Here is a 15,443-nt window from a genome sequence, read left to right on the forward strand (position 1 = left end):
AGCAGGACAGCAGATCGTCTGTTGAGTAGGAACGAGGACAGTGAAATGAAATTTAACGACGACGGCTCAATGGGCATCCCATTGCTTGATGCGCACGCGGCAATGTTTCATGGCGTTGACGATGTGCTTTTCCACCAGAGCCTTGGAAATGCCAAGGCGCTCGGCGATCTCGGGGTGCGACAGGCCTTCGATCTTGCGCAACAGAAAGCTCTCGCGGCACAGCGGTGAAAGCTCGGCCAGCGCACGCTGCAACATCTCCAGACGTTGACCATGATCGAGGGTGCTGTGGGGGGACGGGGTGAAATAGCGCTCTTCGCTGTCGAGCACTTCCAGCGACTCGACCTGACGCAGGGCATTGCGCCGGTGGTCGTCGATCACCAGGTTCAGCGCGGTGCGATAAAGGAAGGCCCGGGGTTGTTCGATCGGCGTATCGCTGGAACGCTCCAGGACCCGCACATAAGCGTCATGCACCACATCTTCGGCCACCTGACGGTTGCCGAGCTTGGCGTTCAGGAAACACACCAGCTCTCGATAGTAGTTTTCCAACATGACTCCCGGCCGCCTGAATGCGGGTTCTGTCCTTGAGCACACCGTTCTGCTGAGCCGCACAAGGCAGTAGCAAGATAGTGGCAACTTGAGGCGCGTAATTTATAGTAATTCTCATATAGATTTAAAGTGGTGTTTGTCGTTGCCCGACAAATAGTGTCCGGCTATACCTACAGATTGCTGTAACAACCTGTGTCGCCGCTTAAATTCCGCTCCGCTTTCATCGTTTACAGGACAGCTCCCCGTGTCTGTCGCGCCCTGCGGCAGCGTTCAACGGTGCCCGATCCTGCGCACTCCTCTGAATGACGGGCCGATTTCCACTGGCCGGAACCCTGCATGAAACGTCCCCGCCCCGCCCGACGCGCCCTGCTCGTAGTCCTTTGTCTGATCCCTGTTGTCGCCTACGCCGCCTGGCAGATCCTGCCTCCCGGACGGGACAAGTTCGCCACCGTGCAAGTGACCCGCGGCGATATCGAAAGCAGCGTCACCGCGCTGGGCACCCTGCAACCACGGCGTTATGTGGACGTCGGCGCCCAGGCGTCGGGGCAGATCCGCAAGATCCACGTGGAAGTCGGCGACGTGGTCAAGGAAGGTCAACTGCTGGTGGAAATCGATCCGTCCACCCAGAAAGCCAAACTCGACGCCGGACGTTTCTCCATCGAAAACCTCAAGGCCCAGTTGCAGGAACAGAAAGCCCAGCACGAGCTCGCGCAGCAGAAATACCAGCGTCAGCAGAACCTGGCCGCTGGCGGCGCCACCCGCGAAGAAGACGTGCAGACCGCCCGCGCCGAACTGAAAGCCACCCAGGCGCGCATCGACATGTTCCAGGCCCAGATCCGTCAGGCCGAAGCCAGCCTGCGCAGCGATCAGGCCGAGCTCGGCTATACCCGCATTTATGCGCCAATGGCCGGCACCGTGGTTGCCCTCGATGCCCGCGAAGGCCAGACCCTCAACGCCCAACAACAGACACCGCTGATCCTGCGGATCGCCAAGCTGTCGCCGATGACCGTGTGGGCGGAAGTTTCCGAAGCCGATATCGGCCACGTCAAACCGGGCATGACCGCCTACTTCACCACCCTCAGCGGCGGCCATCGACGCTGGACCAGCACCGTGCGGCAAATCCTGCCGGTACCGCCCAAACCCCTGGATCAGACCAGCCAGGGCGGCGGCAGTCCTGCCAGTTCCAGCAAAAGCGGCAGCGCGCGCGTGGTGCTCTATACCGTGCTGCTGGATGTCGACAACGCCGACAACGCACTGATGGCGGAAATGACCACCCAGGTATTCTTCGTCGCCAGCCAGGCAAAAGACGTTCTCACTGCACCGGTTGCCGCCCTGCAAGGCACAGCCACCGCGAACCGGCAGACCGCGCAGGTGATTGCCGCCAATGGCGACATCCAGTCCCGCGAAGTGCACACCGGCATCAGCGACCGCTTGAAAGTCCAGGTGCTGGAAGGCTTGAACGAAGGCGATCACCTGTTGATCGGCCCGGCCGACGGCAGCGGTGGCTAAATGCAGACGCCCTTGATCGACCTGCGGGACATCCGCAAATCCTATGGCGGTGGCGACGCCCCTGAAGTGCATGTGTTGCGCGGGATCGACCTGTCGATCCACGCCGGGGAATTCGTGGCGATTGTCGGCGCGTCCGGCTCCGGCAAATCGACGCTGATGAACATCCTCGGCTGCCTCGACCGGCCCACCTGCGGCGAATACCGTTTCGCCGGGGAAAACGTCGCCGACCTCGACACCGACGAGTTGGCCTGGCTGCGGCGCGAAGCCTTCGGTTTCGTGTTTCAGGGCTATCACCTGATTCCGTCCGGCTCGGCCCAGGAGAACGTCGAGATGCCGGCAATCTACGCCGGCACTCCCGCCGCCGAACGCCACGCCCGCGCTGCCGCCCTGCTCGACCGCCTCGGCCTGGCCTCGCGCACCGGCAACCGCCCCCATCAATTGTCAGGCGGTCAGCAGCAGCGGGTGTCGATCGCCCGGGCACTGATGAACGGCGGCCACATCATCCTCGCCGACGAACCCACCGGCGCCCTCGACAGCCACAGCGGCAAAGAAGTCATGGCGTTGCTTGACGAGCTGGCGAGCCAGGGCCACGTGGTGATCCTGATCACCCACGACCGCGAAGTCGCAGCGCGGGCCAAGCGCATTATCGAGATCCGCGACGGCCTGATCATCAGCGACAGCGCCCAGGACAGTCCCGACGCCCGGACCACAGCCAGCCCAGGCGCCCTGCAAGCGGTCGACCTGCGCAAACGCCTGACCGAGGGCGCACAAGCCTCGGGGGCCTGGAAAGGCGAACTGGTGGACGCTCTGCACGCCGCATGGCGGGTGATGTGGATCAACCGCTTCCGCACCGCGCTGACCCTGCTCGGGATCATCATCGGCGTCGCTTCGGTGGTGGTCATGCTCGCAGTGGGCGAAGGCAGCAAGCGTCAGGTCATGGCGCAGATGGGCGCTTTCGGTTCGAACATCATTTACCTCAGCGGCTCGGCACCCAATCCGCGCACGCCGCCGGGCATCATCACCCTCGATGACGTGGCGGCGCTGGCCAGCCTGCCGCAGGTCAAACGGATCATGCCGGTCAACGGCGCGGAGGCTGGTGTGCGGTTTGGCAACGCCGACCACATGAGCTACGTCGGCGGCAACGACACCAACTTCCCGGCGATCTTCAACTGGCCGGTGGTCGAGGGCAGCTACTTCACCGATGCCGATGAGCGCAACGCCAGCGCGGTGGCGGTGATCGGCAAGAAGGTTCGCGACAAACTGCTCAAGGATGTGCTCAACCCCATCGGCCAATACATCCTGATCGAGAACGTGCCGTTCCAGGTGGTCGGCGTGCTCCAGGAAAAAGGCGCCAGCTCCGGCGATCAGGACAGCGACGACCGCATCGCCATCCCCTACTCCGCTGCCAGCGTGCGGCTGTTCGGCACGCGCAATCCGGAATACGTCGCCATCGCCGCGGCGGATGCACGCAAGGTCAAGGAAGCCGAACACGCCATCGAGCAATTGATGCTGCGCCTGCACAACGGCAAAAAGGATTTCGAACTGACCAACAACGCCGCCATGATCCAGGCCGAAGCGCGCACGCAAAATACCCTGTCGCTGATGCTCGGCTCGATTGCGGCGATTTCGCTGCTGGTCGGCGGGATTGGCGTGATGAACATCATGCTCATGACCGTGCGCGAACGCACCCGCGAGATCGGCATTCGCATGGCCACCGGCGCTCGCCAGCGCGACATTCTGCGGCAGTTCCTCACCGAAGCGGTGATGCTCTCGGTGGTCGGCGGGATCACCGGGATTGGCTTGGCGCTGATCGTCGGCGGCGTGCTGATCCTCAGCGACGTTGCCGTCGCCTTCTCGTTGCTGGCGGTGCTCGGCGCTTTTGGCTGCGCCCTTGTCACCGGCGTTGTCTTCGGCTTCATGCCGGCCCGCAAAGCTGCCCGGCTCGACCCGGTCACGGCCCTTACCAGTGAATGATCGATCTATGAAACCGCGCCTCAGTTTATTGACCGTGTGCCTGTTGCTCAGCGCCTGCGGCAGTCCCGCCCAGCGTCCCGACAGCGGGTTGCAACCGCCCGCCAACTGGCAATCGCCCCACGGCGCCAGCGTCGACCGCATCAATGCGCAATGGTGGAAACAATTCGGCAGCCAGGAACTTGATCGTCTGATCGAACAGGCTCGCGCCGGCAGTTTCGACCTCGCCGCCGCCATGGCCCGGGTACGCCAGGCCCGGGCCGGCACCGTGATCGCCGGCGGCTCACAACTGCCTGAAGTGCAGGCCAGGCTCAATGCCAATCGGCAGAAACTGTTGCGCGGCAATGGCTACAGCCAACTGGACGCCGACAGCAGCAACAAGGCCGTGGATTACTTCGACGCCAATCTGAATGCCAGTTACGAAATCGACTTCTGGGGTGGCAAACAGGCCTTGCGCGACAGTGCGCAATTCGCCTTGCAGGCCAGCGAGTTCGACCGTGCCACGGTGGAGTTGACCTTGTTCGGCAGTGTCGCCGACACCTATGCGCAAACCTTGTCGCTGCGCGAGCAGAGCCGCATTGCCGAACTCAATCTGGCCAACGCGCAAAACGTTTTGAAACTGGTGCAAACGCGTTTTGACTCAGGCTCGGCAACCGCCCTGGAACTGGCTCAGCAGAAAAGCCTGGTAGCCGCCCAGCTACGGCAATTGCCGCGGGTGCAGCAACAGGCCCGGGACGCTTCAATCAGCCTTGCAGCCCTGCTGGGCCGCCCGGTTCAGGAACTTGCGCTGAACCGGGAATCGTTCGATCAACTGCATTGGCCGGAAATCGCCGCGGGCGTGCCAAGCGATCTGCTCAATCGCCGCCCGGACATCGCCCGCGCCGAAGCACAACTGGCCGCCGCCAAGGCCGACGTCAAAGTCGCCCGCGCCGCGATGCTGCCCACTGTCACTTTGAGTGCCAGTATCGGCTCGGGGGCCGACCAGTTCCGCGACGTTCTGCGCAGCCCCTTCTATAACCTGACCGCCGGACTCATCGGGCCGGTCTTCAATAACGGTCGTCTCGGCGCAGAGCGCGACAAGGCCACTGCACGTCAGGATGAACTGCTGCAGAACTATCGCGGCGCGATCATCAACGGCTTCGCCGATGTCGAAAAAGCCTTGAACAGCATTCGCGGCCTCGATGAACAACGGCAATGGCAAAGCGAGGAACTGCGGCAAGCGCAGACGGCGTTCGACATCGCCCAGAGTCGCTACCAGGCCGGCGCAGAGGATTTGCTGACGGTACTGGAAACCCAGCGCACGCTCTATGCCGCGCAGGACTTGAATGTGCAGTTGCGATTGTCGCGAATGCAGGCAAGCATCGCGTTGTACAAGGCGTTGGGCGGCGGCTGGCAGACACTGGCATCACGCTGACCTGCAAATGCAATCGCCAGCAGGCCGAAGCCCACAACATTCATCGATGCAACTGAATGCGTGGGCGTCGACCTGCCGGCGAGTGCAGTGAAGAGCGTCTCAGACCGGCGTCTGTCTGGGCTTCAGATGACGCGCATACCATGGACGCCGCGGCACCTTGCGGAACAACGACGACAACACCTTCTCGTCGTCGCTGAAGGTGATGCGCAGGGCCAGCTTCATGGTTTCCGGATCCATCTCCACGGACTTGCCAGGCTGCAGGCCCGGCACCGTGCTGCAGCCGTGAGTGATCGGCCCGAGCCACGGGTCGGCGACTTCCACCCAGCGTCCCGGTGCAAACCACGGCACACCATTGACCTGCAAGCGACTGACCTCGCCCGGATGAAAGCGTTCGTGCGCGCGGAACCAGTCCTCCAGGCGATCATCGATCCAGCCATGGAACGCCCAGAACACCGGGCTCACATGAGAGGAGAACGGATCACCCAGAAAATCGTTTTCAGCGGCGTACCAGCGCGCGGAAAAATCGGCCGGATCACGCGCAAACGGCACCGGTTGCCCGTTGGAAGGATCGCGCGGCACGGACGCCCAGCGCATGTGCAGCCAGTCGTGCAGCCCCAGTTCAACTTCCGAGCCAAACTGTCCCAGGGTCAGTTTGGCCAGGTAGCGCGGGTCACGGTAGCGCGATTCCCACACCAGGAAATTACTGTGATACGTCTCGGCCGTCTTGATGTCGCTGACCCATTGCGAATATTCGTCATCGTCCTCGGCCAGCCAGGTCGGCGGCAGCGAAGTGCCGTCGTGGTTGTCGAAGTAGGCGGCGAAACCCTGGCGATCGCGGATCAACTCCGGCTGCGGCAGCGGAAAATGCTGCCACGACGGCAGATCCTGCATTGAACGCGCCGTGCCCAGCATGTGGCGGTGCATGAAGAAGAAATCGATCCCCGAACCATTGCGATCCTTGCGCGGGCCACGGGCGTCACGCTCCTTGTCACGCGGGCCGGGCTGCCAGCCGATACCGCGCAGGGCGCCGCGTTTTTCCTCGCTCAAGGTATGCCACTTGTCGCGGCTGGCGTGCCAGAGCTGATGGAACAAGCGGTGCTCGGGAGAGATCAGCCAGGCCAGCAACGTCGGGTTCAACCCTGTGCGTTCGCGGGCCTCGGGGAACACACGCTTGACGGCAATGAAACGATGGTCCTGCGCCGGCAGCATCAAGGGTCGATCAAGGTTGAGGACGCGCCCGCTGAGGCTGCCGCTGCCGGCGTTGCCGAAACCGCCCCAGACTTCATCCAGCGCCATGTTGAATTCGTAGTCCGGTGCACCGTCGGCCGCCGATGTGCTGACCAGACGCCAACTCAATTGCGAGGCTTTGACGTCGGCGAGGTCCGCGAGAATTCGATAGCGCGGCGCCTGTGACGAGCGCAAACGCTCGGCCGTGTCGAGAAAACCGGTCACGCCGCGCCCTTTGTGGGCAACATCGAGAAACACTTCCAGACCGTCTCTGGGCAAACCCGCGATACCGGCGTCATGGCCCTCGAAACGAATCTGCCAGACACCGCGCAACGCATCCGCCAGGCGTTGCCCGGCGACATCCGCGACATCGAACGACGCCTCACCCGGGGTGATCGTCGGATCCGGCTTCGTCCATTCACGATGCCCAAAATACGCTGCAGGCACAGCGGCGCCGGTCAATGCCAGGCCCGCCATGAACCATCGTCGAGAAATCTTCATTGCCCTACCTGTGTCAGCCATGAAGCAGGCTTTATCCAAGCTAGAACGTTTGTTGCAGAGGGAAATTTATGGCGTCCCGGAAAGATCGCAGCCTTGGGCAGTGCCTGCCTCAAGCTGTGTTCTTTCGCGCCAGACCTAAATTACCCGGCTGCTCAGTCGTTCCACCCAGATAGCAAAGGCCCTTGCGCCTGCACCTCGACGGCGAACCTGACTGAGATGGCAATGACAAAACCACGTTCGAAAAAGGCTCTTTACATCGGCCTGCCGCTGGCCCTGGCGATCAGTGCTGCCGCAGGCTTTGCGGTCTGGGAGCACTGGTTCAAGGACAATCCCGGTTACCCGGTCAAAGTCATGCAGCAAGCCGATGCGCTGCAGGATCGCATCCTCTCTTTCGACAGCCACATCACCGTGCCGCTGGATTTCGGCACGGCCGGCAACGAAGCCGACAAGGATGGCAGCGGCCAGTTCGATCTGGTGAAAACCGCCCGCGGACGCCTGTCCGGGGCCGCCCTGACGATCTTCGGCTGGCCGGAAATCTGGAACGGCGCCAACGCGCCACACCGTCCGACTGCCGGGTTTGTCGAAGAAGCACGCTTGGAACAGGAAACCCGCTACAAGATCATCAGCTCCCTGGTGCGCGATTTCCCCAATCAGGTTGCCATCGCCTACACCCCGGACGATTTCCGCCGCCTGCATGGCGAAGGCAAGTTTGCGATTTTCATGAGCATGCTCAACGCCTATCCACTGGGCAACGATCTGAACGCCCTGGACAAGTGGGCCGCACGCGGCATGCGCATGTTCGGTTTCAGTTACGTGGGCAACAACGACTGGGCCGATTCTTCACGACCACTGCCGTTTTTCAATGACACCCGCGATGCGCTTGGCGGTCTGTCGGACATTGGCAAGCAAGCCGTGCATCGCCTCAACGATCTGGGCGTCATCATCGATGTCTCGCAGATGTCGACCAAGGCACTGGAACAGGTCGCACAGCTGAGTCGCGCACCGATCGTGGCCTCCCATTCGGCACCGCGGGCGCTGGTGGATATCCCGCGCAATATCAGCGACCAGGAAATGCAACTGATCAAGAACAGCGGCGGCGTGGTGCAGATCGTCGGTTTCCCGACTTACTTGCGTCCGTTGAGCCAGGCGACCCGGGACAAGCTCAACGCATTGCGGGCCAGGTTTGACCTGCAGCCGTTGCAGGGCCTGGAGATGGCACTGATGCCGGGCGACCCGATCATCACCGTGTGGCCGGAACAACGCTTTGGCGAGTACGCCGGCCAGCTCTACGCAATCGTCGACGAAGAGCCCAAAGCCAACCTCAAGGATTTCGGCGACGCCATTGATTACGCCGTGAAGAAAATCGGTATCGACCATGTCGGGATCAGTTCCGACTTCAACGACGGCGGCGGCCTGGACGGCTGGAAGGACGTCAGCGAAGCGCGCAACGTAACCGCCGAGTTGATCTCCCGTGGTTACAGCGAGGCCGACATTGCCAAATTGTGGGGCGGCAACTTCCTGCGAGTCTGGGAACAGGTACAAAAATCCTCCAAACCTGTCGTCAACCGCTGACACCTCTCGAACAAGCGATCAGAACTCATGACCAACCGTCGTTCTTTCCTCAAGCAGGCCGGCATCCTTGCCGCCGGCCTGCCCCTGGGCGCTGCCATCAACCTGCCGGCCCGCGCCGCCAACCCACAACCGCTCGCCGGGAACAAATGGGACCGATTGCGCCAGCTGTTCGATCAGGATCCGGATTATCTGCATTTCGCCAACTTCCTCGTGACATCCCATCCGCGCCCGGTACGCGAAGCCATCGAACGCTATCGAGTGACCCTCGACCGCAATCCCGGACGGGCGATGGACTGGGATCTGGGTGAAACCGAAAAACGCGAGCAAGCCGTGCGCGAATGGGCCGGTCGCTACCTCAAGGCCAAGCCCGAACAGATCGCCCTCACCGGCAGCACCACCGAAGGTCTGGCGCTGATCTATGGCGGCATCCATGTGCGTGCCGATCAGGAAATTCTCACCACCGAACACGAGCACTACTCAACCCACTACACGCTGGGTTATCGCCAACAGAAAGATGGCGTAAAGGTGCGCAAACTGAAGTTGTTCGACAGCAGCGCAAAGGCGTCCGTCGACGAAATACTGACCCGTATCGACCAGGGCATTCGCCCCGAAACCCGCGTACTGGGCATGACCTGGGTGCAATCGGGCAGCGGCGTGAAACTGCCGATCGGCGAGATCGGCAAACTGGTGGACCGGCACAATCGCCAGCGAGAGGAAAAGGATCGCATCCTGTACGTCGTCGACGGCGTGCATGGTTTCGGTGTCGACGACCTCGACTTCCCCGACATGCACTGCGACTTCTTTATCGCCGGCACCCACAAGTGGATGTTCGGCCCCCGCGGCACCGGGATCATTTGCGCACGCTCCAGCGAACTCAAGGACGTCACCCCGACCATCCCGACCTTCTCTGAAGCCACCACGTTCTCGACCATCATGACCCCCGGCGGGTATCACAGTTTCGAACACCGCTGGGCGCTGGACGAAGCGTTCAAGCTGCATTTGTCGCTGGGCAAGCGCGAGGTGCAAACGCGCATTCACGAACTCAACACCTACGCCAAGAACCGCTTGCTGGAACACCGCTCGATTGAACTGGTGACACCCCGCAGCACCGATCTGTCCGCCGGTTTCACCTTCTTCCGGATCAAGGATCGCGACTGCGATCAGGTCGCCGCCCGGCTCATGCAAAACCGCGTGGTGTGTGACGCGGTGGAGCGCGACGTCGGCCCGGTGATCCGCATCGCACCCGGCCTGCTGAACAGCGAAAACGACATCGAGCGTTTCATGGCCGTACTCGACAAACAGTTGTGACACCCCGCTTTCCTTTAAACGAGATGACTCATGAAACGTGATCTGTTGACCCCTGCCCACGGCGCCAGCGCGCTCAAGGCACTGGCCCTCGCCGCCCTCATGACCGGTCTGCTGCCGAGCGCCGCGCAGGCCGCGACACCGCCCGCCGCAGGCAAAGTATTCAAGGACTGCAAAGACTGCCCGGAAATGGTCGTACTGCCGGCCGGCACCTTCACCATGGGCACGCCGGAGGATGAAGTGGGCCGCGAACCCGACGAGGGCCCGATGCATGAAGTGACCTTCGCCAAACCCTTCGCCATGAGCCGCTTCCAGATCACCGCGGGTGAATGGGACAGCTACATTCGCGAGAGCGGTGCGGTGATCGCCAACGGCGACACGCGCCCTGGTCGCGAGTGCATCGCAAGCAAACCGCGCTACCCGCAAACCCCGCGTCAGCCGGCCGTGTGCATGGATTTCCAGGACATCAAGAACTACGTCGCCTGGCTGTCGAAAAAAACCGGGCAGAAATACAGCATGCTCAGCGAAGCCCAGCGCGAATACGGTGCCCGGGCAGGATCCAAAGGACCGTTCCCCTTCCCGTTCGACGAGGGCAAGGGCTACAGCATCGCCAAACACGCCAACACCTACGGCCCGGCGGACGGTTACAGCTTCAGCTCGCCGGTGGGCAGCTACCCGGCCAATGCCTTTGGCCTGTACGACATGCACGGCAATGTCTATGAGTGGGTCGAAGACTGCTATCACCCGGACTACAACGGTGCGCCAACCGATGGCAGCGCGTGGCTTGAACCCAACTGCGAGACCCTGCGCATTCGCGGCAATGACTGGGGTGAAGCGCCGGTATTCTCCCGCTCGGGCAACCGCAACGACATCGATCCGAAAACCCGTGGCGACTGGATCGGTTTCCGTGTCGTGCGTGAGTTGTAATCGGCAGTAACGCTTCTCCCCCTCCCCCGGTCGCCGCCAGTCGGCGACCGTCTAAATTACGCACCGGATCAGACGTTCTACTGGGTATCTGCCTTACGACCCAAGGAACTGTCCTGTCATGACCCAGCCTACGCGCGGTGCAATTCATGAATTGTTCACCCTACTCAAACCTTTTCGGCTCGTCGTCGCACTGTCGGTCATTCTGGGTATGGTCGGTGGCCTGAGTGTCACGGTCCTGCTGGCCACCATCAATAATGCGCTGCACTCCGAATCCGGTCTGACCCAAGGCGTAGTCGCGCTGTTCGGCGGCCTGTGCGTGCTGGCACTGCTCAGCTCGATCTGTTCGGACATCGGCACCAACTATGTCGGCCAGCACATCATCGCCACCCTGCGCAAACAGCTGGGCGAGAAAGTGCTGTCGGCACCGATCGAGCAGATTGAACGCTATCGCAGCCATCGCCTGATTCCGGTGCTGACGCATGACGTTGACACCATCAGCGACTTCGCCTTCGCCTTCGCCCCCCTGGCCATCTCGCTGACCGTCACCCTCGGTTGCATGGGCTACCTGGCGATGCTGTCGTGGCCAATGTTCCTGATCATGGTCGTGGCGATCCTGATCGGCACTGGCATCCAGTACTTCGCCCAGGGGCGCGGGATCAAGGGCTTCTTCGCCGCCCGTGACGCTGAAGACGAACTGCAAAAGCACTACAACGCGATTGCCGAAGGCGCCAAGGAACTGCGCATTCATCGCCCGCGCCGCCAGCGCATGTTCAACAGCGGCATCAAGGGCACTGCCGATTTCATCTGCAAGACCCAGATCAAATCGATCAACACGTTCGTGATTGCCAAGAGTTTCGGCTCGATGCTGTTCTTTGTGGTCATCGGTCTGGCGCTGGCCCTGCAATCGTTCTGGCCCAGCGCTGACAAAACCGTGATGAGCGGTTTTGTTCTGGTGCTGCTGTACATGAAAGGTCCGCTGGAACACCTGGTCGGCACCTTGCCGGTGGTCAGCCGCGCGCAGATCGCCTTCCGCCGCATCGCTGAACTGTCGGCGCAATTCTCCTCGCCCGAGCCGCATCTGCTGCTCAGCGATCATGGCCAGAAAGCCGAGCCGGTGCAGAGCCTGGAACTCAAAGACGTGCGCTACGCCTTCCCGGCCGTGGGCGAGGCCAACCCGTTCACGCTGGGGCCGGTGAACCTGAAGATCGAACAAGGCGACATCGTCTTCATCGTCGGCGAGAACGGCTGCGGCAAGACCACCCTGATCAAACTGCTGCTGGGTCTGTATCCGCCGCAGCAGGGAGAAATCCGCCTCAACGGCGAATGCGTGACCGCCCTCACCCGCGATGATTACCGCCAGTTGTTCACCACGGTCTTTGCCGACTACTACCTGTTCGATGACGTGGTGCAAGGCGATACGCACATTCCCGACGATGCCAACAAATACCTGCAACGCCTGGAAATCGCCCACAAGGTCAGCGTGCAGGACGGCAGCTTCACCACCACTGACCTGTCCACCGGGCAGCGCAAGCGTCTGGCGCTGGTCAATGCGTGGCTGGAGGAGCGCCCGGTGCTGGTGTTCGACGAATGGGCCGCGGATCAGGACCCGACCTTCCGCCGGATCTTCTACACCGAGCTGCTGCCCGACCTCAAACGACTGGGCAAGACCATCATCGTGATCTCCCACGATGACCGTTATTTCGATGTCGCCGACCAGTTGGTGCGCATGGATGCCGGCAAAGTCAAAACCGCGCTCAACCCGGCCTGATACGCCAACCGCTCAGGGATGAGCTGATCCCGCTTTCGCGCGATAGCAGAGTTCTTCGCAGGTCGCGGGATTTTTTCCGGTTTTTACGCAGTGTTGCGTCTAATTATCATTAACTAATAAAACTGCACTCGCACTTCAGGAGCATCCCGAGCAAATGCAAGCCTTAAAGTTGTCCCGCACCCCTCTGGCCGAGGCCATCTCCCGCCGCAATCCGCGTGGCGCAATGCTGTCAGGTGCTCTGCTGACGCTGATGCTATTGGGCAGCACCCAGGTTCAAGCGACGCCGGTCGACGTCAACATCCCTGCGCAACCGCTGTCCCGGGCACTGCAACAGCTTGGGCAACAAGCCAATCTGCAGATTCTCTACAGCCCGGAATCCCTGGCTGGCCTGAACTCGACCGCGGTATCCGGTCACCTGGAACCGAAACAGGCGCTGGACAACTTGCTGCTGGGGAGCGGCATGACCTATCAACTGACCGGCAACTCGGTTTCGCTGGTGCCAGCCACCGGTGCAGACGCGGGAAACGCGCTGGAGCTGGGCGCGGTATCGATTTCCGGCAAGGCGCCGGGCTCGACCACTGAAGGGTCCGGGCTGTACACCACGTACTCGTCCAGCAGTTCGACGCGTCTGAACCTGACTCCCAAGGAAACCCCGCAGTCACTGACCGTCATGACCCGTCAGCGCCTGGACGACCAGCACCTGACCAACCTCAGCGATACCCTCGACGCCACTCCGGGCATCATCGTGCTGCGTGACGGTCAGGGCGCCGAGTCCGACGGCTACTTCTCCCGTGGTTTCGAGATCCAGAACTTCGAAATCGACGGCGTGCCGACCGTCAAGCGCATGGACAACTACACCCAGAGCATGGCGATGTACGACCGGGTGGAAGTGGTGCGTGGCGCCACCGGCCTGATCAGCGGCCTGGGCAGCCCTTCGGCCACCATCAACCTGATCCGCAAGCGCCCGACCGCCGAGGCTCAGGCCAGCGTCACCGCCGAGGCCGGCAACTGGGATCGCTACGGCACCGGTTTCGATGTCTCCGGGCCGTTGACCGAAACCGGCAACATCCGTGGCCGTCTGGTCGGCGACTTCAAGACCGAACAGTCCTGGATTGACCGCTACAAGCAGGATTCGCAGCTGATGTATGGCATCACCGAATTCGACCTGAGCGAAGACACCTTGCTGACCATGGGCTTCAGCTACCAGCGCACCGACGTCGATTCGCCAATGCGTTCGGGCCTGCCGACGCGCTTCACCGACGGTTCGCGCACCAACCTCAAGCGTTCCCTGAACTCGGCGCAGACCTGGTCTTACAACGACCACGAACAAACCAGCTTCTTCACCTCGATCGAACAACAGTTCGGCAACGGCTGGAGCGGCAAGGTTGAACTGACTCACTCCGAAAACAAATTCGACGAGGTCTTCAACTACGTCAACGGCACCCTGAACCCAGACGGCAGCGGCACCACCCAACTGCCGGTACGCTTCTCCGGCACCCCGCGCCAGAACAACATCGACGCCTACCTGACCGGCCCGTTCGGCCTGCTGGGTCGCGAGCACGAGCTGATCGCCGGTGTGACCCTGTCCAACTACTACGAAAACGTGCCGAGCTACGGTGGCTGGAAAACCGACTACTCCAATTCCCCGGCCGGTGCCATCGACAACCTGCTGAACTGGAACGGCAACTCGGTCAAACCCGAATTCAACGTCACCGGCAAATCCACCGTCGATGAAACGCAATACGCCGCTTACCTGGCCACCCGGCTGCGCGCCACCGATGACCTGAGCATCCTGCTCGGCAGCCGCGTGGTCGACTGGCATCGTGACACCGAAGACAAGCCGTACGGCGCAGCAGAAACCAAGACCAAAGAATCGGAAACCGGTGTCTACATTCCTTACGCGGGTGTGGTCTACGACGTTAACGACACCTGGTCGCTGTATGCCAGCTACACCAAGATCTTCAACCCGCAATCGTCCTGGGTTCGCGACATCAACAACAAGCCTCTGGATCCGATGGAAGGCACCGGCTACGAAGTCGGCGTCAAGGGCAGCCACTTCGATGGCAAGCTGAACTCCAGCTTCGCGCTGTTCAAGATCGAGCAGGACAACCTGGCGATCTGGATCGACACCCCGGGCGGCAACACCTACAAGTCCGAACAGGGCACCACCACCAAAGGTGCTGAATTCACCCTCGATGGCGAACTGGCCGAAGGCTGGCAAGCGTCTGCCGGTTACGCCTATGCCGTCAGCACCGATGCCGATGACAACCGCATCGTCACCACCCTGCCCCGTCACAGCCTCAAGACCTTCACCAGCTATCGCCTGCCGGGCATCCTGGACAAAGTCACCGTCGGCGGCGGCGTGAACTGGCAGAGCAAGACCGGTGCCGACCTGCATACCTTCCAGCAAGGCAGCTACGCCGTCACCAACCTGCTGGCACGCTACGACATCAGCAAAAACCTCAGCGCCTCGGTCAACCTGAACAACGTATTCGACCGCGAATACCTCAGCTATGCCGGCGACCACGGCATGTACGGCGCACCGCGCAACATCATGACCGGCTTCAAGTACACGTTCTGATTTAACCGCTGCAATACAAAAAGCGCCCCGGTCTGACCGGGGCGCTTTTTTTTGGTTCTTCACGGAATCTCGGGAAACACACAAACAAGAACGCCGATTTGATTGATGATGTTCGTGCGAGC

10 protein-coding genes are annotated in these 15,443 nt (G+C 61.6%); 8 read left to right on the plus strand and 2 right to left on the minus strand.

What is annotated here, in order from left to right; all coding sequences use genetic code 11:
- Positions 1 to 66: 66 nt before the first annotated feature.
- Positions 67 to 549 (minus strand): sigma-70 family RNA polymerase sigma factor, encoded by a 483-nt coding sequence (locus MKZ87_RS27405; RefSeq protein ID WP_085700180.1) that lies wholly within the window; start codon positions 547 to 549, stop codon positions 67 to 69.
- Between the two features lie 333 nt (positions 550 to 882).
- Here MKZ87_RS27405 and MKZ87_RS27410 point away from each other — a divergent pair, with 333 nt between their 5' ends.
- From MKZ87_RS27410 to MKZ87_RS27420, 3 genes are read left to right on the plus strand one after another with little or no spacing between them, the layout of a single operon-like run.
- Positions 883 to 2,055 (plus strand): efflux RND transporter periplasmic adaptor subunit, encoded by a 1,173-nt coding sequence (locus tag MKZ87_RS27410; protein ID WP_085703513.1) that lies wholly within the window; start codon positions 883 to 885, stop codon positions 2,053 to 2,055.
- Positions 2,056 to 4,029 carry a MacB family efflux pump subunit gene (locus tag MKZ87_RS27415; protein WP_085703514.1) on the plus strand — a complete coding sequence of 658 codons (1,974 nt, stop codon included), beginning with the start codon at positions 2,056 to 2,058 and terminating at the stop codon, positions 4,027 to 4,029.
- A 7-nt stretch (positions 4,030 to 4,036) separates the two neighbouring features.
- A complete protein-coding gene (locus MKZ87_RS27420) occupies positions 4,037 to 5,440 on the plus strand; it encodes an efflux transporter outer membrane subunit (RefSeq protein WP_085700183.1) in 1,404 nt (467 codons plus the stop codon).
- 99 nt (positions 5,441 to 5,539) lie between these two features.
- Here MKZ87_RS27420 and MKZ87_RS27425 read toward each other — a convergent pair whose 3' ends face one another.
- Positions 5,540 to 7,168 carry a PvdJ/PvdD/PvdP-like protein gene (locus MKZ87_RS27425; RefSeq protein WP_085700184.1) on the minus strand — a complete coding sequence of 543 codons (1,629 nt, stop codon included), beginning with the start codon at positions 7,166 to 7,168 and terminating at the stop codon, positions 5,540 to 5,542.
- Positions 7,169 to 7,390: 222 nt separating this feature from the next.
- On the opposite strand from MKZ87_RS27425, the gene pvdM reads away from it, so the two are divergent.
- The 5 genes from pvdM (at position 7,391) to MKZ87_RS27450 (ending at position 15,321) form a co-directional block, all read left to right on the plus strand.
- Positions 7,391 to 8,740 (plus strand): pyoverdine-tailoring dipeptidase-like protein PvdM, encoded by a 1,350-nt coding sequence (gene pvdM / locus MKZ87_RS27430; RefSeq protein ID WP_085700185.1) that lies wholly within the window; start codon positions 7,391 to 7,393, stop codon positions 8,738 to 8,740.
- Between the two features lie 27 nt (positions 8,741 to 8,767).
- Entirely contained in the window at positions 8,768 to 10,048 is a 1,281-nt protein-coding gene (locus MKZ87_RS27435; RefSeq protein ID WP_085703515.1) for an aminotransferase class V-fold PLP-dependent enzyme, read from the plus strand.
- A gap of 30 nt (positions 10,049 to 10,078) precedes the next feature.
- Positions 10,079 to 10,972: a formylglycine-generating enzyme family protein gene (locus tag MKZ87_RS27440; protein WP_085700187.1), complete on the plus strand. Its 894-nt coding sequence runs from the start codon at positions 10,079 to 10,081 to the stop codon at positions 10,970 to 10,972.
- Between the two features lie 118 nt (positions 10,973 to 11,090).
- Positions 11,091 to 12,740, plus strand: coding sequence for a cyclic peptide export ABC transporter (locus tag MKZ87_RS27445; protein WP_085703516.1), 1,650 nt, complete (start codon positions 11,091 to 11,093; stop codon positions 12,738 to 12,740).
- A gap of 154 nt (positions 12,741 to 12,894) precedes the next feature.
- Entirely contained in the window at positions 12,895 to 15,321 is a 2,427-nt protein-coding gene (locus tag MKZ87_RS27450; protein WP_085700189.1) for a TonB-dependent siderophore receptor, read from the plus strand.
- Positions 15,322 to 15,443 lie beyond the last annotated feature (122 nt).

The organism is Pseudomonas sp. MCal1 (assembly GCF_026341415.1).
Taxonomy (GTDB): Bacteria; Pseudomonadota; Gammaproteobacteria; order Pseudomonadales; family Pseudomonadaceae; genus Aquipseudomonas.